23 protein-coding genes are annotated in these 25,171 nt (G+C 65.5%); 14 read left to right on the forward strand and 9 right to left on the reverse strand.

Annotation, left to right across the window (positions count from 1 at the left end; genetic code table 11):
- Positions 1–50: 50 nt before the first annotated feature.
- The 3 genes from cysP to cysD are packed head-to-tail and all read right to left on the reverse strand — an operon-like array spanning position 51 to position 3,834.
- Complete coding sequence (gene cysP, locus DB459_RS11690; RefSeq protein WP_253713031.1) at positions 51–1,055, reverse strand: thiosulfate ABC transporter substrate-binding protein CysP; 1,005 nt, start codon at positions 1,053–1,055, stop codon at positions 51–53.
- Positions 1,056–1,094: 39 nt separating this feature from the next.
- Positions 1,095–3,008, reverse strand: coding sequence for an adenylyl-sulfate kinase (gene cysC / locus DB459_RS11695; RefSeq protein WP_253713032.1), 1,914 nt, complete (start codon positions 3,006–3,008; stop codon positions 1,095–1,097).
- Positions 3,009–3,039: 31 nt separating this feature from the next.
- The gene (cysD, locus tag DB459_RS11700) at positions 3,040–3,834 is read right to left on the reverse strand and encodes a sulfate adenylyltransferase subunit CysD (protein WP_253713033.1); all 795 of its coding nucleotides are present in this window, start codon (positions 3,832–3,834) and stop codon (positions 3,040–3,042) included.
- Between the two features lie 193 nt (positions 3,835–4,027).
- Here cysD and cysG point away from each other — a divergent pair, with 193 nt between their 5' ends.
- From cysG to DB459_RS11750, 10 genes are all read left to right on the forward strand, one after another.
- On the forward strand, positions 4,028–5,434 hold the full coding sequence (gene cysG / locus DB459_RS11705) for a siroheme synthase CysG (RefSeq protein WP_253713034.1): 1,407 nt from the start codon (positions 4,028–4,030) through the stop codon (positions 5,432–5,434).
- Positions 5,431–5,742: a DUF2849 domain-containing protein gene (locus DB459_RS11710; protein ID WP_253713035.1), complete on the forward strand. Its 312-nt coding sequence runs from the start codon at positions 5,431–5,433 to the stop codon at positions 5,740–5,742. Before cysG ends, DB459_RS11710 begins: the two co-directional genes overlap by 4 nt.
- Positions 5,743–5,750: 8 nt before the next feature.
- Entirely contained in the window at positions 5,751–7,403 is a 1,653-nt protein-coding gene (locus DB459_RS11715) for a nitrite/sulfite reductase (RefSeq protein ID WP_253713036.1), read from the forward strand.
- Positions 7,390–7,899 (forward strand): DUF934 domain-containing protein, encoded by a 510-nt coding sequence (locus DB459_RS11720; RefSeq protein WP_253713037.1) that lies wholly within the window; start codon positions 7,390–7,392, stop codon positions 7,897–7,899. The genes DB459_RS11715 and DB459_RS11720 overlap by 14 nt, the downstream gene beginning before the upstream one ends.
- On the forward strand, positions 7,896–8,612 hold the full coding sequence (locus DB459_RS11725) for a phosphoadenylyl-sulfate reductase (protein ID WP_253713038.1): 717 nt from the start codon (positions 7,896–7,898) through the stop codon (positions 8,610–8,612). The genes DB459_RS11720 and DB459_RS11725 overlap by 4 nt, the downstream gene beginning before the upstream one ends.
- A gap of 120 nt (positions 8,613–8,732) precedes the next feature.
- Complete coding sequence (locus DB459_RS11730; RefSeq protein WP_305884159.1) at positions 8,733–9,725, forward strand: sulfate ABC transporter substrate-binding protein; 993 nt, start codon at positions 8,733–8,735, stop codon at positions 9,723–9,725.
- Positions 9,726–9,760: 35 nt separating this feature from the next.
- The gene (locus DB459_RS11735) at positions 9,761–10,804 is read left to right on the forward strand and encodes a sulfate/molybdate ABC transporter ATP-binding protein (RefSeq protein WP_253713039.1); all 1,044 of its coding nucleotides are present in this window, start codon (positions 9,761–9,763) and stop codon (positions 10,802–10,804) included.
- 127 nt (positions 10,805–10,931) lie between these two features.
- A complete protein-coding gene (locus DB459_RS11740; protein ID WP_371926926.1) occupies positions 10,932–11,486 on the forward strand; it encodes a CAP domain-containing protein in 555 nt (184 codons plus the stop codon).
- Positions 11,487–11,547: 61 nt separating this feature from the next.
- Entirely contained in the window at positions 11,548–12,714 is a 1,167-nt protein-coding gene (locus tag DB459_RS11745; RefSeq protein WP_253713040.1) for a patatin-like phospholipase family protein, read from the forward strand.
- A 16-nt stretch (positions 12,715–12,730) separates the two neighbouring features.
- Positions 12,731–13,519: a 3-hydroxybutyrate dehydrogenase gene (locus DB459_RS11750; protein WP_253713041.1), complete on the forward strand. Its 789-nt coding sequence runs from the start codon at positions 12,731–12,733 to the stop codon at positions 13,517–13,519.
- A 205-nt stretch (positions 13,520–13,724) separates the two neighbouring features.
- Here DB459_RS11750 and DB459_RS11755 read toward each other — a convergent pair whose 3' ends face one another.
- The 6 genes from DB459_RS11755 to DB459_RS11780 form a co-directional block, all read right to left on the reverse strand.
- Positions 13,725–14,768, reverse strand: a complete 1,044-nt coding sequence (locus DB459_RS11755; RefSeq protein ID WP_253713042.1) for a linear amide C-N hydrolase — start codon at positions 14,766–14,768, stop codon at positions 13,725–13,727.
- A 69-nt stretch (positions 14,769–14,837) separates the two neighbouring features.
- Positions 14,838–16,208: an oligosaccharide flippase family protein gene (locus tag DB459_RS11760; protein WP_253713043.1), complete on the reverse strand. Its 1,371-nt coding sequence runs from the start codon at positions 16,206–16,208 to the stop codon at positions 14,838–14,840.
- An 85-nt stretch (positions 16,209–16,293) separates the two neighbouring features.
- Positions 16,294–16,449 (reverse strand): DUF924 family protein, encoded by a 156-nt coding sequence (locus tag DB459_RS11765; protein ID WP_253713044.1) that lies wholly within the window; start codon positions 16,447–16,449, stop codon positions 16,294–16,296.
- Positions 16,450–16,460: 11 nt separating this feature from the next.
- Entirely contained in the window at positions 16,461–18,152 is a 1,692-nt protein-coding gene (locus tag DB459_RS11770) for a long-chain fatty acid--CoA ligase (protein WP_253713045.1), read from the reverse strand.
- A gap of 203 nt (positions 18,153–18,355) precedes the next feature.
- Positions 18,356–19,813: a serine hydrolase gene (locus tag DB459_RS11775; RefSeq protein ID WP_253713046.1), complete on the reverse strand. Its 1,458-nt coding sequence runs from the start codon at positions 19,811–19,813 to the stop codon at positions 18,356–18,358.
- Positions 19,814–20,415: 602 nt separating this feature from the next.
- Positions 20,416–22,200 (reverse strand): glucan ABC transporter ATP-binding protein/ permease, encoded by a 1,785-nt coding sequence (locus tag DB459_RS11780; protein WP_253713047.1) that lies wholly within the window; start codon positions 22,198–22,200, stop codon positions 20,416–20,418.
- A 536-nt stretch (positions 22,201–22,736) separates the two neighbouring features.
- Here DB459_RS11780 and DB459_RS11785 point away from each other — a divergent pair.
- The 4 genes from DB459_RS11785 to DB459_RS11800 all read left to right on the forward strand — a co-directional run bounded on the left by DB459_RS11785 (position 22,737) and on the right by DB459_RS11800 (position 25,107).
- Positions 22,737–23,096, forward strand: a complete 360-nt coding sequence (locus tag DB459_RS11785; protein ID WP_253713048.1) for a hypothetical protein — start codon at positions 22,737–22,739, stop codon at positions 23,094–23,096.
- A 151-nt stretch (positions 23,097–23,247) separates the two neighbouring features.
- Positions 23,248–23,655, forward strand: coding sequence for a phosphoribosyl-ATP diphosphatase (gene hisE / locus DB459_RS11790; RefSeq protein WP_253713049.1), 408 nt, complete (start codon positions 23,248–23,250; stop codon positions 23,653–23,655).
- A 112-nt stretch (positions 23,656–23,767) separates the two neighbouring features.
- Positions 23,768–24,349 (forward strand): YqaA family protein, encoded by a 582-nt coding sequence (locus DB459_RS11795; RefSeq protein ID WP_253713050.1) that lies wholly within the window; start codon positions 23,768–23,770, stop codon positions 24,347–24,349.
- Between the two features lie 119 nt (positions 24,350–24,468).
- Positions 24,469–25,107, forward strand: a complete 639-nt coding sequence (locus DB459_RS11800; RefSeq protein ID WP_253713051.1) for a hypothetical protein — start codon at positions 24,469–24,471, stop codon at positions 25,105–25,107.
- Positions 25,108–25,171: the final 64 nt, after the last annotated feature.

The following is a 25,171-nucleotide window of genomic DNA, read 5'->3' on the forward strand; positions in this document are numbered from 1 at the left end:
GATGCCGTTCGGCGATGATCGTGCCATGCATGGCGGACCTCAGACCTATATCAGTTCTGACGCGCGGCGAACAGGCGGTCGAGCTTCGCGCCGGCGTCGAGGTGCTCGCGATTGACGCGGTCCCAGCCGCCGAACGCCTCCTCGACCGTGACGAGTTTCACGTCCGGAAAGCGGTCCTTGAACTGGGCCGCAATGGTCTTGTCGTTCACACGGTTGTACTGCCTGGCGAGAACCGTCTGGCCTTCCGGCGAGTAGAGGAACTCGAGATAGGCCGTGGCGAGCGCGCGGGTGCCGTGCTTGTCGGCGTACTTGTCCACCACCGTCACCGGGAATTCGGCGAGCAGGCTCTGCGACGGCACCACCACCTGGTATTTGTCCTTACCGGCAAGGTCGCGGATGGCGTTGGTTTCGGCCTCGAAGGTGATCAGCACGTCGCCGGTCTGACGCTCGACGAAAGTGGTGGTGGCGGCGCGGCCGCCGGTATCGAACACCGGCACATTCGCGAACAGTTTCTTGACGAACTCATCGGCCTTGTCGTCGCTGCCGTACTTGGCCTTCGCGTAGGCATAGGCGGCAAGATAGGTGTAGCGGGCATTGCCCGAGGTCTTCGGGTTGGGGAAGATCACCTGCACGCCGGGCTTCACCAGATCGTCCCAGTCCTTGATGTTCTTGGGATTGCCGGCGCGCACCAGGAAGGCCGGCAGCGAATAGTACGGCGATGAGTTGTTGGGCAGGCGCTTCTGCCAGTCCGCCGCGATCAGCTTGCCCTTGTCGTAGAGCACCTGCACATCCGTGACCTGGTTGAAGGTCACGACGTCGGCCTCCAGGCCCTCGAGGATCGCCCGTGCCTGGCGCGAGGAGCCGTTGTGGGACTGGTTGATGGTGACGTCCTGGCCGGTCTTGGCTTTCCACGACTTGGCGAAGGCGGCATTGATCTCGACATAGAGCTCGCGCGCGATGTCGTAGGAAACATTGAGCAGCGTATTGGGCGTCTGGGCCTGAGCGGCCGGGAGCGGGGCGAGGCTGACGGCGAGGGCGAAAAGAAAGCGGCGCAAGGTTCGGCTCCGTGAAGCTGTCGGCATGGCGGTCAGTGCTCAGATATTGGCGGCGGCGTCGGCGAGTTCGTCGAACAGAACGCCGTCGCGCAGCAGCAGATCTTCGATTTCCGCGGCGGCATCGGCGATGCTGCGCCCTCGGGTATCGATGGTGAGTTCTGCGGCGGTCGGCGGCTCATAGTCGCGGCCGATCCCGGTGAAGTTCTGGATATTGCCGGCCCGCGCCTTGGCATAATGACCCTTGGGGTCGCGGTCCTCGCAGACGTCCGCGGGCGTCGCCACATAGATCTCGCGGAACAACTCGCCGGCAATCCGCCGCGCATTGGCGCGATCCTCGGCGGCGGGCGATACCGCTGCGACGATGGCGATATGGCCGTTGCGCGCAAGGTGGGTGGCGATTTCCGCCAGGCGTCGAATGTTTTCGGCGCGATCCTTGGGCGTGAAGCCGAGATCGCCGTTGAGCCCGGCACGCAGGGTGTCGCCATCGAGCAGGACCGGAGCGCCGCCGCGGCTGAACAGCTTGCGCTCCAACGCCTGCGCCAAAGTGGATTTTCCGGCGCCAGGCAGGCCGGTGAACCAGACCACGGCACCGCCATGGCCGTAGCGCGCCGAACGCTCCTCCGGCCGCAGCGCCGATTCCACCGGCATGATGTCGACCGGCGCTTCGCGCTGACCGGCCTCGACGCTGAGGACGAGACCGCCGCCTGCGATGCGGCCATTGACCTCGATCACCAGCCGTCCGGTGCGGGCATTGTCGGCGTAAGGGTCGACGGCGATCGGTTGCGCCAGCGAAAGATCGATCTCGCCGACATGGTTGCGGGCGATGGCCTTGCTGCCGACGCTCTCCAGTTCGCCGGGGTCGACCGCATTCTCGATCGCGACCACGGTGGCGCGGCTGTCCTTGGTGCCGAGGCGCACCCTGATGGTGGCGCCGGCCTGCAGCGGCGTGTCGAGCAACCAGAATATCCGCGCCTTCAGGCGCCTGGTGTCGCGCGGCGCTGTGGCCACGTGGGCGATGATGTCGCCGCGCTCGATGAACAGTTGGCGGTCGAGCGTGATGCCGACCGAACGCCCGGCGCCTTGTGCGCCGGTCAGCGGCGTCTTCGGCCAGCCTTCGACGGTGCGGATCCTGGCGATCTTGCCGGCGGGCATGATGACGATCTCGTCGCCGGGCTTGAGCGATCCGGATTCGATCCGGCCGGCGACGATGCGGCGGTCGTCGAACTTGTAGATCGCCTGAACCGGCAGGCGCAGCGGCAGTTCATCGAGACGGCGCGCCGGGGCGAGGTCGTCGAGGGCTTCGACCACCGTCGGACCATCGTACCAGGCGATCGCGGGTGTGCGGGCGGCGACGCCGTCGCCATCGCGGGCCGAAATCGGGATCACCGCGGTGGGAGTGACGCCGAGGCCGGTGAGATGGCCGGTGATTTCGCGGCTGATCTCCTCGAAGCGCTCGCGGGCGAATCCGACGCGGTCCATCTTGTTGATGACGACGGCGACCTGGCGCACGCCGAGCAGGTGCAGCAGATAGCCGTGGCGGCGGGTCTGGTCGCGCACGCCTTCGAGGGCGTCGATGATCAGCACCGCAGCGTCGGCCTGGGAGGCGCCGGTAATCATGTTGCGGAGGAATTCGGCGTGGCCGGGCGCATCGATCAGCACGACTTCGCGCGAAGGGGTGCGAAAGCGAATCTGGGTGGTGTCGATGGTAATGCCCTGGTCGCGCTCGGTTTGCAGCGCGTCGAGCAGGAACGACCATTCGAACGGCATGCCGCGGCGGGCGCTCACCGCCTTGAGCATTTCCAGTTTGCCGTCGGGCAGGCTGCCGGTCTCATGGAGCAGGCGGCCGACCAGGGTCGATTTGCCGTGGTCGACATGGCCGACGATGACGATGCGCAGTTGCGCCCGCTGGGCGTCGGCCGAAGCAGGGACGAGACGGGGTGTGGCGAGATTCATGCGGCGCGCTTTCGAAGTCGATCAGAAATGATCAAAGATAGCCGGACACGCGGAGGCGTTCGAACGCGTCCTCGGTTTCGTGGTCGAGGGCGCGGCCCGCCCGCTCCGGCACTTTCGTGCTGGCGAGTTCACGCAGGATCTCGGGAATGTCGGTGGCGTTTGAAGTCACCGGGAAGGTGATGTCCTGATCGCCGAGCGAGCGGTAGCGCTTGCCGCCCTGGGACAGATAGAGCGGAATGATCGGAATATTCTCGCGCTGGGTGTAGGCCCAGATGTCGGCTTCGGTCCAGTGCAGGATCGGATGCACGCGCAGATGGGCGCCGGGGGGCGGCGAGGCGTTGAACTGGTCCCAGAATTCCGGCGGCTGGTCGCGCACGTCCCAGCCGCCCTCGGTGCCGCGGGGCGAGAAGACCCGCTCCTTGGCGCGGGTCGCCTCCTCGTCGCGGCGGATGCCGGCAATCAGCCCGTCGAAGCCGTGCTTGGCGAGGGCGAGCTTGAGGCCTTCGGTCTTGCGCGCCGCCGAACGGGCGGCCGGCGGCAGGGTCGGGTCGACCGCGTCGATCGGCGGGCAGGGTTCGATGAGCAGGTCGAGACCCCATTCCACGGCGTAATGGTCACGGAAGGCATACATCTCGGGGAATTTCTTCCCGGTGTCGACGTGCATGGCGGCAAACGGGACCTTGCCGAAGAAGGCCTTCCTGGCCAGCCAGATCATCACATTGGAATCTTTGCCGAGCGACCACAGCAGTGCCAGCTTTTTCAGCCGGGCGAAGGCTTCGCGCAGGATATAGATGCTCTGCGCCTCCAGTTCGTCGAGATGATCCATCGTCTGTCCAGTTTGTGTCGGCGGCCGACGGCAGGAGACAATAGAAACTTCGTCTCCCCACCTTGGCGGTGGAAGCACAGAATTCTAAGATTGCGTCGCAATAGAGAAGAAAAAATTTTCTCTTTGCTGGCTTCAATAGATACATATATAGAAAATAATTCCCGTCAACCCCGCTTTTAGGGAACATGTTGCAATGCGTTTCCTGCCGGTCTTCCTCGACCTGCATGCTGGTCCGGTCCTTCTGGTCGGACAGGGCGAGCCTGCGCGGGCGAAGCTGCGGCTGCTGCTCGCCGCGGGTGCCGAGGTGCGCTGGCATGCGCCGGACGGGAACTACGAGACCGGTGTGGCCGATGCCGGCCGCCTGACGGTCCTGCATCAGGATCCGCTCGCCATCGAGCTTGGCGGCATCATCGCGGTCGTTTGCGCCGGGGCCGGCGAACTCGGCCACGCGATGGCAGCGCGGGCGCGGCGCCATGGGCTGCCGGTCAACGTCATGGATGAGCCTGAGCATTCGTCGTTCATTGTACCCGCAATCGTTGATCGTGGCGACGTCGTGGTGGCGATCGGCACCGGCGGCGCCGCGCCAGTGCTGGCGCGGCGGCTGCGCGAAAAGATCGAGACGCTGTTGCCGGCGCGCATCGGCGATCTCGCCGCCTTCATCGGTCGCTGGCGCAAGCCGCTGTCCCGCGAGGTGGCCGATCACGCGCGCCGCCGGTTCTGGGAGCAGGTCGTCGACGGCCCGGTCGGTGCCGCGGTGCTCGAAGGCAGGCAGATCGAAGCGGAGCGCGCGCTGGCCGAACTCGCCGCTGCTCCGGGCGATACGTCGGTGCGCGGCTTCGTCACGCTGGTCGGCGCCGGCCCTGGCGATCCGGATCTTCTCACGGTCAAGGCGCTGCGCGTGCTGCAGGACGCAGACATTATATTCTATGACGAGCTGGTGTCGTCGGCGGTGCTGGACCGGGGCCGGCGGGATGCGACGCGCGTTCTCGTCGGCCGTCGGGTCGGCCGGCCCGGCATCGGCCAGGACGCCATTCATCGCCTGTTGATCGAGGCGGCGCGTTGCGGCCAGCGCGTGGTGCGGCTCAAGGGCGGCGATTCCTTCGTCTTCGGCCGCGGCGGCGAAGAAGTCGCGGCGCTGCGCGACGCGGACATTCCTTATGCGGTGGTGCCCGGCATCACGGCGGCGCTCGGCGCTGCGTCGGCCTTCGAGGTGCCGCTGACCTATCGGCGTCAGGCGCTGCGCATCACCTTCCTCACCGCGCACCAGGAGCGCGACGCCGAGGCGGTCGATTGGGGCGCGCTCACCGACGAGAAGATGACCGTGGTGGTCTACATGGGCATGACCGCCGCGCCGGCGGTCCGCGCCGGGCTGCTCGCCGCCGGCCGCTCGCCGATGACGCCGGTCGGTGTCTTCGCCCGCGTGACGCGGCCGGACCAGCAGGCGGCGGTCGGGGTTCTCGATAACCTGCCCGAGCTCGTCGCCGAGATCGCCGAAGGCCCTGCCATCCTCGTCATCGGCGAGGTCGTCACCCATTCCGCGCCATGGCGCGCCAACAATCCATTTGAACTCCTCTCCAGCCTCGGGATCGCCGCCGAATGACCTCTCCCCTGCAGCAGAAGATCAAGATCGCCGGACCGTCGGTGGTCACCGCCAATCGCACCGGCGACGGTGCGGTGATCTGGCGCACCGCGAGGGGCTGGTCCGACGATCTCGCCGAGGCTGCAGTGGTGCGCTCCGCCGACGAGGCGCGGGCGCTGCTCGCCGCTGCGCTGGGCGACGATCTCGGTGCCGTCGGTCCCTACATCGCTCCCGTTGCGCTCGATGCGAACGGGGCGGTGCTGCCGGGTAATTTGCGCGAGCGCATCCGCCGTGACGGCGTCACCATCGCTCTTCCTGTTTCTGCCTGAGGCCGCCCATGTATGCTTATGACGAAATCGATCGCACCTTCCTGTCGGAACGGGTCGCGGAATTCCGTGACCAGGTGCGCCGCCGCCTCAACGGCGAACTGACCGAGGAGGAGTTCAAGTCGCTCCGCCTGATGAACGGCGTCTATCTGCAGCTTCACGCCTATATGTTCCGCGTCGCCATTCCCTATGGCACCTTGTCGGCGCAGCAATTGCGGCGGCTCGCCCATGTCGGCCGCAAATACGACCGCGGCTACGGCCATTTCACCACGCGCCAGAATATCCAGTTCAACTGGATCAAGCTCGCCGAGCTGCCCGATGCCATGGAAGACCTTGCCGAGGTCGGCATCCATGCCATCCAGACCTCGGGAAACTGCGTGCGCAACATCACCACCGACCAGTGGGCCGGCGTCGTGCCGGGCGAGATCGACGACCCTCGGGTCTGGGCCGAGGTGCTGCGCCAATATACGACCCTGCACCCCGAATTCGCCTTCCTGCCGCGCAAGTTCAAGATCGCGATCAGCGCGGCGGACCACGACCGCGCCGCCATCAAGATCCATGACATCGGCCTGCGCATGCGCCGCAACGATGCCGGCGAGATCGGCTTCGAGGTGCTGGTCGGCGGCGGCCTCGGCCGCAGCCCGTTCATCGCCAAGACCATCCGCGACTTCGTCCACGCCCGCGACATCATCAGCTATGTCGAAGCGGTCCTGCGCGTCTACAACCAGTACGGCCGGCGCGACAACATCTACAAGGCACGCATCAAGATCCTGCTGCATGAACTCGGCGCCGAGCGCTTCGCCAAGGACGTCGAGGCCGAATGGGCGCAGATCCGCGACGGCATGCTCGAGATCGACGATGCGATGGTCGACGATATCCGCTCGCGCTTCCGCTATCCGCGTTATGAGCAGCTCTCCGACACGCCGCAGGAACTCGCCAAGGCCTCCGATCCGCGCTTCACCGCCTGGCTGCAGAATGCCGTCGCGCCGCACAAGGTGCCGGGCTATGCCGTCGTGACGCTGTCGCTCAAGCCGATCGGCGGCACGCCGGGCGATGCGACCGCCGAGCAGATGGACGCCATCGCCGACCTCGCCGACCGCTATTCCTTCGGCGAGCTGCGGGTCGGTCACGAGCAGAATCTGGCGCTGCCCAACGTCGCCAAGCGCGATCTGCCGGCGCTGTGGCGCGCGCTCGACAAGATCGGGGTGGCGACCCCCAACGTCAATTTGATCTCGGACGTCATCTCCTGCCCGGGGCTCGACTACTGCTCGCTCGCCAATACGCGCTCGATCCCGATCGCCCAGGAACTGACGCGGCGCTTCGCCAATCATGACCTCGCCGCCATGATCGGCCGGTTGCACGTCAACATCTCAGGCTGCATCAATGCCTGCGGCCATCACCACGTCGGCCACATCGGCATTCTCGGCGTCGACAAGAACGGCGAGGAATTCTACCAGATCACCATCGGCGGCCGCGCCGACGAAGGCGCCGAGATCGGCACCCTGATCGGCCCCGCGGTGCCCTATGCGGAAGTCGCCGACGTCATCGAGGACATCGTCGAGGCCTATCTCGCACTGCGAGCGGCCCCCGACGAGTTGTTCATCGATACCGTCAAGCGTCTCGGCGTCCAGCCTTTCAAGGAACGCGTCTATGCCACTCGTTAAGTCCGGCGCCATCGTCGCCGATGATTATCTTCATGTTGCCGACGGCGACGCCATTGCCGAGGGTGCGGTGCTGCTGCCGGCGGCCCGCTTCCTCGTCGATCCCGAGGGTGTGCTCAAGCGCAACAGCAAGGTCGGCGTGATCTGGCCGAACAGCAGGAACATTGCCGAGCTGGCGCCTTGGCTGGATCGCGTCGCGGCCGTCGCCCTCGTGTTCCCGACCTTCCGTGATGGCCGCGCCTATTCACAGGCCCGGCTGCTGCGCGAGCGCTATGGCTTCCGTGGCGAGTTGCGTGCCACCGGACAGGTTCTGCGCGACCAGTTCGTGTTCATGCTGCGCTCCGGCTTCGATGCCTTCGAGGTGAAGAAGGACAGCGACGCCGCCGCTTTCACCGAGGTCGCCCGGCGCTATTCGGTGGTCTATCAGCCGACCGGTGACGGTCGTGCCACGGCGGCGGCGCGGCGGCTGTCGCGCCAGAATGCGGAGGCGCGGTCGTGAGCCTCGCGTTCGATGCCGATGTCGCCCTGCCCGAGGCTGCCGATCTCCATCGACGCCTCGCCGATGCATCGCCGGCGGAGGTGATCGCCACGGCGCTGGCGACCGTCGGACGCGACCGGCTCGCGGTAGTGTCGTCCTTCGGCACCGAATCCGCGGTGCTGCTCAAGATCGTCGCCGATGTCGACCCGGCCATCCCAGTGGTGTTTCTCGATACCGGCTGGCTGTTTCAGGAGACCCTCGATTATCGCGACACCCTGACGAGGCGGCTCGGGCTGCGCGACGTCCGCACCGTATCGCCGGATTCGGAACGCCTCGCGGCAACGGATCCGGAGCGCGATCTCTGGTATTCCGACGCAGATGCCTGCTGCCGTATCCGCAAGGTCGAGCCGCTGGCGCGGGCGCTCGCGCCGTTCGCCGGATGGATCAACGGGCGCAAGCGCTTCCAGGGCGGCGCGCGGGCCGCGATCCCGGTGGTCGAGGCCGATGGCGCCCGACTGAAATTCAACCCGCTCGCCGCGGTCAGCGCCGACGAACTCGCCGCCATCTTCAAGCTTGCCGATCTGCCGCCGCATCCGCTCGCCGCTTCCGGCTTCGCGTCGGTCGGCTGCATGCCCTGCACCAGCCGTGCCCAGCCCGGCGAGGATGCCCGCACCGGACGTTGGCGCGGCCGCGGCAAGACGGAATGCGGTATCCACACGATCGCGACATCGTAGCATCTTGATCTGCGATCCCAGCCAAGAATGAAATCCGGTTTCGTTGACTCGAAAGGGTCGATCCCGGACCTTCCCTGCGAGTTGCGGCGATAACGCGTCGCCCCGCACGAGGAGATAGCCATGTTGTTCCGCACCGCCGCCTTCGCCGCCCTCGCCATGATGTGGGGTCAGGTGGCTCTCGCCGCCGACATCACCTTGTTGAACGTGTCCTATGATCCGACCCGCGAGTTCTACGCGGAGTTCAACCAGGCCTTCGCCGCGAGCTACCAGAAGGAGACCGGCAAGAGCGTCGAGGTGAAGCAGTCCCACGCTGGTTCCGGCGCGCAGGCGCGGGCGGTGATCGGCGGTCTGCAGGCGGACGTGGTGACGCTGGCGCTGGCCTATGACGTCGACGCCATCGCCGAGCGCGGGCTGATCGATGCCAAGTGGCAGCAGCGCCTGCCGCAGAACGCCGCGCCCTATACCTCGACCATCGTCTTCCTGGTGCGCAAGGGGAACCCGAAGGGCATCAAGGACTGGGACGATCTCATCAAGCCGGGCGTCAGCGTGATCACGCCCAACCCGAAGACATCGGGCGGCGCGCGCTGGAATTATCTCGCCGCCTGGGCCTACGCCGCGAAGAAATACGGCAGCGAGGACAAGGTTCGCGACTATCTGAAGGCGCTGTTCAAGAATGTGCCGGTGCTGGATACCGGCGCGCGGGGCGCGACCGTCACTTTCGTCGAGCGCGGCACCGGCGACGTGCTGCTGGCCTGGGAGAACGAGGCCTACCTGGCGCTGAAGGAATTCGGTCCGGAGAAATTCCAGATCGTGGTGCCCTCGTTGTCCATCCTGGCGGAGCCCCCGGTCGCGGTGGTCGACAAGGTGGTGGACAAGAAGGGCACGCGCGACGTTGCCGAGGCCTATCTCAAATATCTCTACAGCAAGGGCGGTCAGGAGCTCGCCGCCAAGCATTTCTACCGGCCGCGCGATCCGGAGGTTGCCGCAAAACACGCCGATTCCTTCGCCAAGGTCGAATTGATCACCATCGACGGTGCCTTCGGCGGCTGGTCCAAGGCCCAGAAGGTCCATTTCGGCGACGGCGGCACCTTCGACCAGATCTACCAGAACTGACGGCGCAGCCGCCGCAGCCAGAGGATACCAGCGACGTGACCATCGAAGTCCGCGACCTCGTCAAGACCTTCGGCACCTTCCGGGCGCTCGACCATGTGGACCTCACCGTCGATAGCGGTGAGCTGCTTGCGCTGCTCGGGCCATCGGGCTCGGGCAAGACCTCGCTGTTGCGGATCATCGCCGGATTGGACTGGCCGGACTCCGGCAGTGTCATCTTCGACGGCGAGGACGCGCTGTCGCGCGGCGCCGGCGAACGCAACGTGGGCTTCGTCTTTCAGCACTACGCCTTGTTCCGGCACATGAGTGTGTTCGAGAATGTCGCTTTCGGCCTGCGGGTGCAGCCGCGTGCTTTGCGCAAGAGCGAGGACGAGATTCGTCGCCGGGTCAAGGAACTGCTCGAGCTGGTGCAGCTCGACTGGCTTGCCGACCGCTATCCCAACCAGTTGTCCGGCGGCCAGCGCCAGCGCATCGCGCTGGCCCGGGCTCTGGCGATCGAGCCGCGGATCCTCCTGCTCGACGAGCCGTTCGGCGCGCTGGATGCCAAGGTGCGCAAGGAGCTGCGGCGCTGGCTGCGTCAGCTTCACGACGAGATTCATGTCACCTCGATCTTCGTCACCCACGACCAGGAGGAGGCTCTCGAGGTCGCCAACCGCGTCGTCGTCATGGATCGGGGCCGCATCGAGCAGATCGGTTCGCCTGCGGAGGTCTACGACCATCCGGCCACGGCCTTCGTCCATGGTTTCATCGGCGAATCCATCGTGCTGCCGGTCGAGGTCGTCGAGGGCAAGGTCCGTCTCGGCGATCGCATTCTCGGCATCTCGCCCGACGGCGCCGAGGCGGGGCCGTCCCGCCTGTTCATCCGCCGGCACGACGTCGTCCTCGGAGCGCCGGAGAACAGCACCTTGCAGGGGGCGGTGAAGCGGGTGCGGGCCTTCGGGCCCACCCAGCGCGCCGATATCGCACTGGCCGCCGACAAGGGCGAGACCGTGATCGAGATCGACGCCCCCCGCGACCGTTCGCTGCGGCCGGGCGACATCGTCGGGCTGGCACCGCAGCGCTATCGGATTTTCGCCGCTTAAGACCCTGTTTTTCGAACTTCGTGGCGAGGGTGGAATTCCGCCCGGCGTTCACCTTTCAGCCACGGTTCCCGTGCAACAACCCCCGACGACATGATTTGGCGGTCCGTGGGGCTGCAGGGGAAACGGGATGCGGATTGCCATCACGCCGGTCTTGAGCGCGCTGATGTTGAGTGCCGGGGCACTGGCGCTCGGTGGATGTGCTGCCGAACGCGAATTGCCGCCGGAGCAACCAGCCTTCTATCTCAGCATGGCCCATGGCGGCGCCAAGCTCGACGCGCCGGTCGCCGCCTCGATGATCTCGGGCTATCGCCAGAACAACGGCCTCGGCGCAGTCGAGATCGATCCCGTTCTGATGCAGGTGGCTCAAGCCCAGTCGCAGGCCATGGCGAGCCGCAACAAGCTCGACCACAACGTCACCGGAACGCTCGGCCAGAGAATCAAGACGGCCGGTTACGATGCCAAGATCGCCGTCGAGAACGTGTCGGCGGGCTACCACACGCTGGCCGAGGCCTTCTCGGGCTGGCGCGATTCGCCGCCTCACCGCGCCAATATGCTCCACAACGGTGTCACAAAAATGGGCATCGCCGCCAGCTATGCGCCAAACACCAAATACAAGGTGTTCTGGACGCTCATTCTGGCGGCACCCGACACCCGCGAGCCGCTTGCTGCCGCGGACCGATGACGACATGGTGAGCTGACATCCCCGCGCGCCTTGCGTATTTCTTCCAGGCTTTTTGCTCGCCATGAATTCGACCGCGACTTCCCCTCCAGCCCTTCCGCTCAAGTCTCAGCCCGTTCTGGTGTTGCAGGGCGGCGGTGCGCTCGGCTCGTACCAGGCCGGTGCCTATGCGGCGCTGAGCCGTCATGATTTTGAGCCGGAATGGGTCGCCGGCATATCCATCGGCGCCATCAATGCTGCGATCATCGCCGGCAATCCGCGCGAGGCGCGCGCGAGCCGCCTGCGCGAATTCTGGGACCAGGTGTCGTCGCCGCTTCTCTGGCGGCCGCTGGTCGACGGCGACCATGCGCGTACCGCCTTCAACGAGACCAGCGCCGCCCTGATCGCCGCCTTCGGCGTGCCGGGCTTCTTCACACCGCGCTTTCCGCCGGCGGCGCTTTGGCCGCCGGGCAGCACCCAGTCGCTCAGCTATTACGACACCGCGCCGTTGCGTCAGACCTTGCGGCGCCTCGTCGATTTCGATCTGATCAATTCCGGCGCCACGCGCCTCAGCGTCGGCGCGGTCAATGTGCGGACGGGCAACTTCGTGTATTTCGACAACGCCAAGCAGAGGATCGAGCCGGAGCACATCATGGCCTCGGGAGCGCTCCCGCCCGGTTTTCCGCCGATCGAGATCGACGGCGAGTTCTATTGGGACGGCGGCATCGCCAGCAATACGCCGCTCGATTATGTCCTGACGGAGGAAACCCTGCGCGATCTCCTGGTTTTCCAGGTCGATCTGTTCAGTGCGCGGGGGCGGTTGCCGACCACCCTGCTGGAGGCGAGCGAACGTGAGAAGGACATTCGCTATTCCAGCCGGACCCGCCTCAACACCGATATGAACCGAAAGGTGCACAATGCCCGCAAGGCGCTGCGCAGCCTGATCGCGAAGCTGCCCGACCATATGAAGTCCGATCCGGACGTAGTCTATCTCAACGAGGCGGCGCAGGAAAATGCCGTCACGGTGGTACACCTGATCTACAAGAGCAAGAATTTCGAGACCTCGTCGAAGGACTACGATTTTTCCCAGGTCGCCATGCAGGAGCACTGGGACGCCGGCGAAGCCGATGTCGACCTCTCCATGAGTCATCCGGAGTGGTTGCAGAAACCGCTCAACGGCGAGACCATGGTGACTTACGATCTGACCCATTATGAAGCCACGCCCGGCGATCTCGACCGGCCTGGCAGTTGAAAGAAGGAGCGCGGCGATGGCCAATCTGAAGGGCAAGACGGCGGCGGTGACGGGGTCGACAAGCGGCATCGGGCTTGGGATCGCGCGGGCTCTTGCCAAGGCAGGGGCCAACATCGTCATCAACGGCATGGGTGAAGCGGCGGCGATCGAAAAGGAGCGCTCCGGAATCGAGAGCGAGTTCGGCGTCAAATGCGTCTATTCGCCGGCCGACATGACCAAGCCCGCCGAGATCGCTGCCTTCGTCGCGCTCGGAGAGAGCAGCTTCGGTTCCATGGATATTCTCGTCAACAATGCCGGCATCCAGTTCGTCTCGCCGATCGAGGAGTTTCCGGTCGAGAAGTGGGACGCGATCATCGCGATCAACCTGTCGTCGGCGTTCCATGCCATCCGCGCCGCGGTGCCCGGCATGAAGAAGCGGCAATGGGGCCGGATCATCAACACCGCATCGGCGCATTCGCTGGTGGCCTCGCCCTTCAAGTCCGCCTATGTGGCCGCCAAGCATGGCATCGCCGGGCTGACCAAGACCGTCGCGCTCGAGCTCGCTACGGACAAGATCACCTGCAACTGCATCAGCCCCGGCTATGTCTGGACGCCGCTGGTGGAGCGGCAGATCCCCGACACCATGAAGGCGCGCAACCTGACCCGGGATCAGGTCATCAACGACGTTCTGCTCGACGCACAGCCGACCAAGGAGTTCGTCACGATCGATCAGGTGGCGTCGCTGGCGCTCTATCTCTGCGGCGATGAGGCGAGCCAGATCACCGGCGCCAATCTGTCGATCGACGGCGGCTGGACCGCCGAGTAAGGCGCCGGCATCCATCTTCCGAGCTGCGACGGAGCCTCGGTCCCGAGCGAATCGGGGCCGAGGCTCGCTCTCTCTTGAAAGTGTGTTCCTGGCGCGGACTGGTGGATGCGTCGTTCGGGAATCACGACGCGCGACGCGCGCCAGGCGCGGGTGTCGCCCGGCAAGGCGGCGGCGGGGAGCGGCCGCGTTGCTGGCCCGGGTCCGGTCATTTTGCCAGGAACTTGAACGGCTCGGTCTCGACGAACTTGCCCGACACCTCGCCCGAATAGATCGGGCGGCTGCCGAGATCGAGCCGGCTCGGCTTCGAACCGGCGGAGAGCTTCAGCTTGTCGATGTCGATCCAGAAAATCGAAGGATTGTAGGCCGACTCGAAATAGTAGCGCTTGGCGTGGATGTCGGAGACGGACCGCCAGATTGTGGCGGCGATGTTCGGCTTTCCGGGATTGGAGAGACCGAGCGGCACCGAGATGCTCCTGATCAGCGAGAAGGCGGTGGCGAGGGCGAGGCGCTCGTCCTTCTCCTTCGGCGCGGCATTGAGGCTCCAGCTCATGCGCACGAAGCGGTCGGAGGAGTTGATCGTTCCCGGCAGGAAGGAGAGCCCGTCGATGCTCTTCCAGTAGGTCGAGATCGCCAACTGCTGGTCGAAGGTCGGCGAATTGGTCATCACGGTATATTTCGGGTCGTGGTGGATGACGAGCTTGCCGTTCAGATACTCGAAAATCGCGCTGTCGCCGGTGGCGTCGGCCAGCGAGAGGTGCCCGGCCGCCGCGCTGCCGTCGGGAAGTACCGGAGCGACGACCGCGAAGGGCTCCTTGGCGAGGGCATCGACGGCCTCGGCGACCGTTGCGAAGTTGTCGAGCGCATATTGCGTCCAGGCGCCGACCGAGATCAGCGGCTTGCCCGAGGCCTTCGCGTCGCCATAGTCGGATCCGGCCAGATAGAGCGTGTTGGCGACGAGGCCGGCGTCGTTCATGCCCTCGACGGTCGCGACGTTGTAGAACGATGCGATCACCGAGCCGTGCCTCGACGTCCAGGTGATGGAGCCCTCGCCGAGGCCGCCGTCACGCTTCATCCCTTGCGGGAATGCCCACAGATCGGTTTTCGGGTCCTCCATCCAGTCCATCGTGCGGCCGACGATGAAGCCGTCGGTCCCCGTCTTGTAGATGAAGCGGGTGCAGGCTTCGGTCTCGAAGCTCGTCAGCGAGATCGCGATGCAGGCGATCGCGCCGAGATGGTGAATGTTCTTCACGGGATGGTTCTCCATTGGAGTCAATCAGGGGATCGTCTGGAATGCGCAGTGCGCTCCGCTCAGCCGGGGCTAGAATTTTCCGAACGCGAGCACGTGCAGCCCGAGCCGCCGGCGGGTGATCCAGAACAGCAGCGCGGTCTCGAAGATCAGCGAGGCCGAGGTGGCCGCCGCGGCGCCGTGGCCGCCGAACCGCGGCACCAGCAGCAGGCACAGCACCACGTTCATGGCGAACGCCAGCGCGTAGGCCAGCGCGCAGATATGCTGGTGGCCGAGCATGTTGAGCAGGCGTTCGACCGGCCCGATCGCAGCCCGGCCGACGAGGCCGACGGCGGCAACGAACATGATGCCGTAGCCGTCGGTGAACTGCGGTCCGAACAGCCACAGCAGCGGCTTGCCGATGGCGAGAAGGGCCAGCGTCGCGGCCAGCGACGGCCAGAAGGTCCACTTGATCGCCTCGGCCACATAGGCGGAAAGCCGCGCCCTGTCGCCGGCGGCGTGATATTCGGTGAAGCGATGGGCGGTGGTCGCCGACATCGCGTAGTGAATGAACGAGACCAGCGCCAGCGTCTTCACCACCGCGAAATAGACCCCGACCTCGTCCGACGAGCGGAATTGCTGCAGCATCAACACGTCGGTGTAGGACAGCAGCAGGTAGAAGCTCTCCACCAGCAGGATGGGCAGGGACACCTTGAGCCAGCCGCGCAGATCGTAGGCCTTGGGGCCGGTTTCGACGGCGCTGCCGAGCCGGCGGTTGAGCACGACCATCTGGCCGATCATGGCGATCCAGACCGCGGCCGCGCTCGCCAGCATCGCTTCGGTGGCATCGAGCGGGAGGCCGACGATGAAGGCGACCGCGGTGAGGCTGATGATCAGCCCCTGACGCACCACGAATTGCGGCATCAGCCCGAGGCGCATCCAGTCGTGCGAGCGGGCGAGCCCGTCCTGAACGTTGGCGACGACGAACGCCGGCAGCGTCAGGCAGCCAAGATAGAGCGGCGTGACTTCGGCCGGGTCGAGCCAGGGCGTGGCGAGCCGGACAGCGCCGGCCAGCAGCAGCGCCAGCGCGCCGGAGACCGCAAATGTCAGCCAGCGACTGCCGGCGAGAAAACCGCGCAGCAGCGCCAGGCGCTGACCCGCGCGATATTCGGGAATGATCTTCTGGGCGGACACGGCAATGCCGAAATCCATCATGCTGCCGAGCAGCAGCACCCAGGTCCAGACATAGACATAGACGCCGTAGTCGCTGCTGCCCATCCAGCGCGCCAGCAGCACCTGCGAGACGTAGGCGAGGCCGGCGCTGAAGACGCGAATGACGAAGATCGTGCCGGCGAGGCGCCGGGTGATCGCCGCTTCCTCGGTGCCGCCGGACAGCCGCGCGCGCAGACGCGCCAGCAGGCCCGTCGGGGGCAGGGGGTCGGGGCGGCTTTCGATCACGGCCACGCTGTCGCTCCGCCGCCCGGGTGGCGGCGCGCGCATGGATAGCAACGGAGCGTTAAGATTCGGTTCGGTGGAGGGTGCCGGGTCTTCAACCGGAAAAGCCTCCGCCCCCGAAAAAGGCCTGCTCCTCGACAGTGGTGGTGCGGCCGAGCGCATCGAACAGTGCGACGCTGTCCGTCTGATCGGCCGCGCTCTCCGAATGCACCAGGGGCATGTAGAGGAAGCAGCGAAGGTCGGCCGCCATGCGAGGGTTGCTCAGCCAGCCTGGGCCATCGGCGGCTTCTGGTCGCGCAGTTCGCGGCGCAGGATCTTGCCGACATTGGTCTTGGGCAATTCGGTTCGGAATTCGACCTGCTTTGGCACCTTGTAGTTGGTGAGCTGGGTGTGGGCGAATTTGATGATGTCCTGGGCGGTGAGGTTCGGGTCCTTGCGCACGACGAAGGCCTTGACCGCCTCGGTGGACTTCTCGTCCGGCACGCCCACCACCGCGCATTCCAGCACGCCCGGGTGGCTGGCGATCACCTCTTCCACCTCGTTGGGATAGACGTTGAAGCCCGAGACCAGGATCATGTCCTTCTTGCGGTCCACGATCTTGGTGTATCCGTCGGCATCCATGATGCCGATGTCGCCGGTGCGGAAGAAGCCGTCCGTGGTCATCACCTTGGCGGTTTCTTCCGGTCGCCGCCAGTAGCCGGCCATCACCTGTGGGCCCTTGGCGCAGATTTCGCCGGCTGTGCCGAGCGGAAGTTCGTTGCCGTCATCGTCGCGGATGGAGATGTAGGTCGAGGGCACCGGCAGGCCGATGGTGCCGGTGAAGTGGTCGATGTCGGCGGGGTTGCAGGTCAGCGTCGGCGAGGTTTCCGACAGACCGTAGCCTTCCGACAGCGGGCAGCCGGTGGTCTTCAGCCACTCTTCTGCGACGGATTTCTGGACCGCCATGCCGCCGCCGATCGAGGTCTTGAGCATCGAGAAGTCGACCTTCTTGAACTCCGGGTGATGCAGCAGCGCGTTGTAGAGGGTGTTGACGGCGGGGAAGTTGTTGACCTTGTACTTCTGCAGCTCCTTGATGAAGCCGCCGATGTCGCGCGGATTGGGGATCAGCAGGTTGACGCCGCCGGCGCGCATGCCGAGCAGGAAACAGGCGGTCAGCGCGAAGATATGGTAGAGTGGCAGCGCGCAGACCATGAAGAGCTGGTCGACGATCGGTGGTTTGCGCAGCGCCGGCTGCAGCCAGGCGTCGTTCTGCAGCGTGTTGGCGAGGATGTTGCGATGGAGCAGCGTCGCGCCCTTGGAGGTGCCGGTCGTGCCACCGGTATATTGCAGGAAGGCGACGTCGTCGGGGCCAAGCGCAGGCTTGGCAAGTTCGAGCTTGCGGCCGGCGGCCAGGGCGTCGTTGAAGGTCACCGCCGTGGGCAGCGAGAAGGCGGGCACCATCTTCTTGACCCGCCGCACCACGAAATTGACGATCACGCCCTTGAAGCCGAGCAGATCGCCCATGGTGGCAATGACGACATGGCGGATGTTGGTCCGGGCGATCACCTTTTCCAGCGTGATCGCGAAATTCTCCAGCAGCACGATCGCCTCGGCCCCGGAATCCTTGAGCTGATGCTCGAGCTCGCGGGGCGTGTAGAGCGGATTGACGTTCACCACGGCGCAGCCGGCGCGCAGGATCGCGGCCACCGCGATCGGGTTCTGCAGCACGTTCGGCATCATCACCGCGATGCGGGTCCCCTTGGCGAAACCCTTGCTCTGCACGTAGGCGGCAAAGGCCCGCGACATCTCGTCGAGCTCGCCGTAGGTGATCGCCTTGTCCATGCAGATGAAGGCCTTGCGATCCCGGAATTTGGCGAAGCTCTCCTCGAGGAGCGCGACCAGCGAGGCATACTGGTTGACGTCGATATCCGCGGGTACGCCAGCAGGATAGTTCTTGAGCCAGATGCGCTCCATGGTGCCCCCCTTGTCATTGAATAACCGGCCCGCTCTTGTTGCGCGGGTCCTGCTCGGATTGGTGGGGGAGTATTGGGCGAAGGAGCGCGCGCTGGCAAGCCGCTACGGCAATTTCCCGCTTCCGGCGGGAGCGATATTTGGCAAGATGGTACAGGTGCTTAGGCTGAGCGTTCCGGGCCGCGCGGGCTCTGGACCGCCCCCTCTCAGCCCTTGGGCGCGCCGTCCACGGCGCGCTCGGTGACCGGCTTGGGGTCCTTCTTGCTGTCCTTGCGGGCGGCGGGTTTGGCGGCGCCCTCGGCGTTGGTGCCGGGCTTCACTGCCTTAGGGGCAGGTTTGGCGGCGGGCTTGGCCACCGCTGTCGCGGCGTCCGACTTGGCCTCGGGCTTGGCGGCAGTCGTCACTGCCGGCCTGACCGCCAGCCTGGTGGCCGATGCCGGCTTGGCGGCCGTCTTGGCATCGGACTTCGTCTCTGACTTGGCTTGCGGCTTTGCTTCCGGCTTTGCTTCCGACTTGGCTTCCGGCTTGGCGGCGACCTGCTTGGTGTCGCCGGCCGCCTTGGGCTTGGCGGCGTGCGCCTTCCGCGCCTTCGGCTTCTGGCTTTCGGCTTCCGCGGCATTGGCGGCGATCAGGGCCGTGCCGGTCTTGGTCGGACCGGTGTAGACGATCACCGGCTGCGCCGCCGCGGGGGCCTGCGCCAGCATCTCCGCCGGCTTGAGCTGTCCCGGCTGCAGCCCCGCGAACAGCGACAAAGAGCTGCCTTCGCCGGATGCGGTGGTGGCGTTGTCGTCATCGGATTCCGGCGCCTGCTGGCGCTTGCGGTGCGGGCCGCACATGTCGTCGCGCAGGTTGGGCGGATCGGCATTGACCGGGACCAGCTGGTCCACGGTGCCGAGCGAGGGCGCCAGCCAGGCGAGGCTGACGCCGGAGAAGCCGCGCTCGAGCAGTTGCGCGGCCTTGTAGGCGCGCATGCTGGACGAAGAGGCGCCGAGCACCACCGCGATCAGGCGCTTGTTGTTGCGCGTCGCCGAGGCGACGAGGTTGAAGCCCGACGCGCAGATGAAGCCGGTCTTCATGCCGTCGGCGCCTGGATAGCGGCCAATCAGGCTGTTGAAGTTGCGGGTGATGCGGCGACCGAATTTGATCGCCGGAATGTGGACGAAATATTCGTATTCCGGCAGGTCGTGCAGGATCGCGCGGGCGAGGACGGCGAGGTCGCGCGCCGAGCTGACGTGGCCGTCCGCCGGCAATCCGTTCGGATTGACGAAATGGGACTGGGTCATGCCGAGGCGGGCGGCATTGCGATTCATGTCGTCGGCGAAATCCTCGATCGTGCCGTCGAGCCCTTCGGCCAGTACCACCGCCATGTCGTTGGCCGACTTCACCATCATCATCTTCATGGCATTGTCGACCGTGACCTGGGTGCCCGGCGGCAAGCCCATCTTGGAGGGAGCCTGCGACGCCGCGGTCGGCGAGACCGTCAGCAGGGTGTCGAGCGACAGCCTGCCGTCCCTGACCGCCTTGAGCACGACATAGGCCGTCATCAGCTTGGTCACCGATGCCGGATACCAGGGATAGGTGGCGTTTTCGGCGTGCAGCACCTTGCCGGTATCGGCCTCCACCAGCAGCAGGGATTCGGCATCGGCCTGACGGGCCGTCGACATCACGCCCACGAGCGCGGCGAAGGCGAGGGCCAATAGATGTCGGCTGCAAAGCTTGCGGAGCGGAGCGGTCAGGACTTGCACGTGGCGATTCCGGAAGTTTGAGAGATCATCTGCGACCAGCGGCCGGGTTCTGCTGTCAGACCGGAAGGTTCTGCGAGGAAGATCGTGGATAGTCCCCGGAGCGGCGAGCGCGCCCCGCGCCAGCCAAATCTATACGGTCTTGCGTTGGCAGAACAGTGCCCGGCTGCATCGGCGGCGGGCTCGGAGTCAGGCATGAAAGGGGCCAAATTTCGGCGCTCGCTCGTTTCAGCATTGCAGCGCGTTCTTCAAACGCACCAGATCCAAAACCGCACTAAAATCATATTGATGCTAGTGCCCCTGGTTTCCAACGTTCGTAGAAGCGCCTGCTGCAAAGGAATACGAACGTTGGAAACGGGACACTAGTGTCCTGTCTCCGAATTACCGCTTCATTTGCCTCACCCTCGCACGGTCATTCGGAGACATCAGGACACTAGCAAAATCAAAAAGCTAGTGCGGCTTATGTCTCGCAATTGCCTACAGGGGCTTGCCGCAAAGGGCATAGGCAATTGCGAGGCGCCGCACTAGCCCCTCATCTGTGCCGGTGCCGCCTTGTCCTGCAGCATGAACTGGGCGCGGGCGAGATCGGCGAAGTGCCCGCCGCGGGCGATCAGTTCATCGAAAGTTCCACTTTCGATCACCTTGCTGTCGCTGAAGACCAGGATCCGCGTGGCGTTGCGGATGGTGGAGAGCCGGTGCGCGATGACGAAGGTCGTGCGGCCACGCATGACGGTATCGAGGGCCGTATTGAGGCGCGCCTCGGTCACCGCGTCGAGCGCGCTGGTCGCCTCGTCGAGGATCAGGATCGGCGGGTTTTTGAGCAGCGCCCGCGCGATCGATAGCCGCTGGCGCTCACCGCCGGACAGCATGCGGCCGCGCTCGCCGGCATGGGTGTCGAACTTGTGCTCGGAGCGCTCGATGAAATCCAGCGCCTGGGCCCGGGCGGCGGCCTCGCGCAGTTCCGCATCGGTGGCGTCGGGCTTGCCGACCCTCAGATTCTCGGCGATCGAGCGGTTGAACAGCAGGGCTTCCTGGAACACGACGCCGATATTTCGCCGTAGCGCGGTCAAGGTCATGCCGCGAATGTCCATGCCGTCGATGCGGATGATGCCGGATTGCGGATCGAAGGCGCGATGCAGCAGCGCGATGGCGGTGGACTTGCCGGCCCCGGTCGGTCCGACCAGGGCGATGGTTTCGCCGGGCAGGGCGGTGAAGGAGAGGTCCTGCACCGCGGGCCGCTTGCCGTCATAGGAGAAGGACACGTCGACGAATTCGACGAGGCCCTGCAGCCGGCCCGGGTCGATGGCGTCCCGATGGTCGCGCACTGCGGGCACCGCGTCGAGCACGCCGTAGAACTCCTGCAACCGGGGCGCTTCCAGGAAGATGCTGTTGATGAAGCCCACCACCTGTTCGAGCTTCTGGATCAGCATGGAGGCGAAGGAGACGAACATCACGATCTCGCCGATGCTGGCAAGGCCGTCGCCGTGCAGGACGATGCCGACGACGAAGATCGCGAGAATGGTGATGGTGGTGGAAGCCCGCGTCATCACCGCGACGACCGCCCACCAGGACAGCACCGGAATCTGCACCGAGAGCAGCTTGTCGGCAACGCTGCGCAGGTCCTGGACCTCGGCCTCGACCCGGACATAGCTTTGCACCAGTGCGACGTTGCCGAGGGCGTCGGAAGCGCGCGCGGCGAGGTCGCCGAAGTGATCTTCGACCGCGCTCTGCATGCTGTAGGTCTTGCGCACCACCATCGTGGTCAGCGCCGTGAAGATGACGCACAGCGCGAACAGCAGGATGGCGAGCCGCCAGTTGAGGTAGAGCGACAGCGGCAGCAGCACCAGCAGCGACAGGATGGCGGCGAAGTGTTCACGGAAGAAGCCGAGCCAGAGCCGCCACAGCGCATCCGTGCCTTGCAGCATCACCTTCATCAGCCGGCCGGAATGCACGCCGCTGTGGAAGGTCAGCGGCAATTGCAGGATGTGCTCGAAATAGCTGGTCAGCACGGCCTGGCGCTGGCGATGCGAGAGGCGGTCGGCGTGGAGGGCGACGATCACGCCGCAGCCGATGGTGAACAGACCGAATGCCACCCAGGCGCCGAGCATCGGCCATACCCGTGGCGGAGTACCGGCGAGACCACCGCCTTCCGGCACGGCGGAGAGCGCATCGATGATGCGGCCGAACAGCACGGGTTCGGCGAACTGCGCCACCGCGAGCAGGAGATTGGCGACGGCCAGTATCCAGCCAAGTCTGGCCTCGCGGCCGAGTAGTTGCAGCGCGCGGGTGTAGAGGCGGAGAAAAGCCATGTCCGGCGGCCCCCAAGCGATTTTGGCCGCGATCTTAGCCGGGCGCGGCGGCGGGCGATACTGCCGTGGCGCGTTGTCCGCAACGCTGCTTGCTGCCGTGGGGGGAGCGCATCTCTCCGGGACGGTTGAGCGGTCCGATTCGGCAGGATCGTGCATGAGCCTTGTGCGCGTCGCCGCGGAACCTACATGTTCAAGGGATCGTTGTGATCCGGGCGAGTGTCCTGTTTCCGAAATTCGTGAGTTGGTTGCGGCATCGTCCGGACACGAACTTCGAAAAGCGGGCACTGGTGTCCTGTCTCCGAATTACCGCTCCATTTGCCTCATGCTCGCACGGTCATTCGGAGACATCAGGACACTAGCGAAATCAAAGTGCTAGTGTGGCTTATGTCTCGCAATTGCCTACGAGAGCCTTGCCGCAAAAGCCTTGCCGCAAAGACGGTAGGCAATTGCGAGACGCCACACTGGTGCGGTGGATCTGACGCTCGCATCAGCATTGCAGCGAATTCGTCGTAGACACTGGCGCGAGGAGTTCTCCGATGACCAAGACGCGAGGATTGTGGAAGCCCGCCGGCCGCGTCGTCATGCTGGCGCTGATCGGTGCCATGGCGACGACGGCGATCGAGACGCAGCCGGTGCTGGCCGCATCGACCGCCAGCACCGTGGCGGCGAGCAAGGCCACGGATTTCAGCGCCGCGCGACGGCGCTATGCGCGGCGCTACTATCGCGGCGACGGCGCCGCCGCAGCGGCCGCCTTCGGCAGTTTCATGGGCCTGATGGGCGGCATCATCGCCGAGCAGCAGCGCCGCGATTATTACGACCGCTATTACGGCTACGGCCCGGGCTACTATTACGGGCCACCGCCGGGCTACTACGGGCCGCGCTATTACGGCTGGTGAGATTACGGCTGGTGAGCGGTTCCGGCCGCGTCCGGTGCTGCCGCGGCGCTTGCCGGCTGTCGGCGGGCCGAGGCGTTGATCGCGCGCCCGGGCGCTGTCGTCCGGCGCGCCATTAACACCCCTGACATCTGCTTGCTGTAGCGTTGGTGAAATGAGTGATTCGCTGGAACGACTCTTTGCGGCGGTCATCGAGGCGCGGGATCTTGATCCCGACGTTTCGCGCACCGCGCGCCTGTTGCAGCGTGGGCCGTCAAAAATGGCCAAGAAGCTCGCCGAGGAGGCGATCGAAGTCGCCCTTGATGCGATCAGCGGTACGCCCGAGGCGGTGGTGCGGGAAAGCGCCGATCTGCTCTATCATCTCACGGTGTTGTGGGCCGCTGCCGGCGTGAAGCCGGCGGACATCTGGGCCGAAATGACCCGGCGCGAGGAACTGCTCGGAATCGCCGAGAAGCTCCCCAAAGCCACCGGCAAGGGCGCCAGGCAGGCGCGTCGAGTTGCCGCATCACGTCCGGGCGGCCATGCGGTGGTCGCCATCGGCGGCGGCCGGCTGGGCAAGTAGCGCCGAACCAAAGCGGTTTGCGCCGGCGCGCTTTCGCTTTATACCCACAGCGCCCCGGCCACCCCGGCCTTCTTCAGCCGCATGTCGGCCCGCAGGACCTCGATCACACCTCATGCTGAGACGTATCTACGACTGGTGCATCATTGCCGCCGACCGGCCCTACGCGCTCTGGATCATCGCCGCGGTGTCCTTCGCCGAGAGTTCGTTCTTTCCGGTGCCCCCGGACGTGATGCTGATTCCGATGTCGCTGGCGCGGCCGCAACGGGCCTGGCTCTATGCGGTCATCTGCACCGTCGCCTCGGTCGCCGGCGGCCTGCTCGGCTATGCGATCGGTGCCGTTCTTTACGATTCCATCGGGCAGTGGTTGATCCAGCTGTATGGCTATGGCGACAAGGTCGAGGCCTTCCGGACCGCCTATGCCGAATACGGCGCCTGGATCATCCTGCTGAAGGGGCTGACCCCGATCCCCTACAAGATCGTCACCATCACCTCGGGCTTTGCCGGCTACAATCTGCCGCTGTTCGTCCTGTTTTCGGTGATCGCGCGCGGCGGCCGGTTCTTCATCGTCGCCATCCTGCTCAATCGCTACGGCAGCTGGATCAGGTCGCAGATCGAGGCGCGTCTCGGGATGTGGGTGGCGATCGGCGCTGCGGTGCTGGTCGCGGGCTTCATCATCGCCGTTCGTTTGTTCTGAGGGTTTTCCGTCCGCGCCACCCGGCACGGAATGCGCCATTGCGGTGACCGGGCAAAAGCGGATATCCCTTAATTTCACCCGGCAAGGGCCTTTGCCGCCTGTGAGGTCATGATCGAACCATGTCGCGCCCGGCCATGACGGATCTGCGCCAGAGCGGGATCTCCGGGGATGTTCCCTCCGCCGGGGCATTGTTGCCCGCCGTGATTGCGGTCCTGACCCTTGTCGTGACCAATTTCGCAGCGCTGCCGGCCGCCGCTCAGCAGGCCGTCCCGCCCTCCGAACCACCCCCAGTACTCCGGGCCTTGCCGGATTCCGGTGCCTCGGCCGATCAGACCCGCCCTGATCAAAGTCGCTCCGATCAAGTTGATCCGATGGCGCCGAACCGGCCGGGCTTCATCGACGAGGTTGGCAAATGGCTTCACGCGCCGTCGTGGGGACTGCCCTCGGTCAAATCGCCGCAGCAGACGCTCGAGGAATGGAATAAGAGCACCCGCGAGGCGACCGACAATCTGACGCGAATGTCGCGGCAGCAGGTGGTGAGCGGCCGCGTCAAATGTCCGGTCGCGATCAACGGTGCGCCGGACTGCAAGATCGCGGCGACGAAGATGTGCACTGACAAGGGCTTCAAGGACGGGCAGAGCCTCGATTCCGATTCCGCCGAAAACTGCCCGGCGGCTGTGCTGCTGTCAGGCGACAAGCCCAAGCAGCGGCAGGCCTGTATTCTGGAAAATTTCGTCATACGGGCGCTCTGTCAATAAGGCGCGCTTCGAGCGCCTTCCCCCGGATTGCTTTTCCTGTCCTCCTTCTGGCATCGTGCCGCAC

It is taken from the genome of Bradyrhizobium sp. WD16 (genome assembly GCF_024181725.1).
Taxonomy (GTDB): domain Bacteria; phylum Pseudomonadota; class Alphaproteobacteria; order Rhizobiales; family Xanthobacteraceae; genus Bradyrhizobium_A.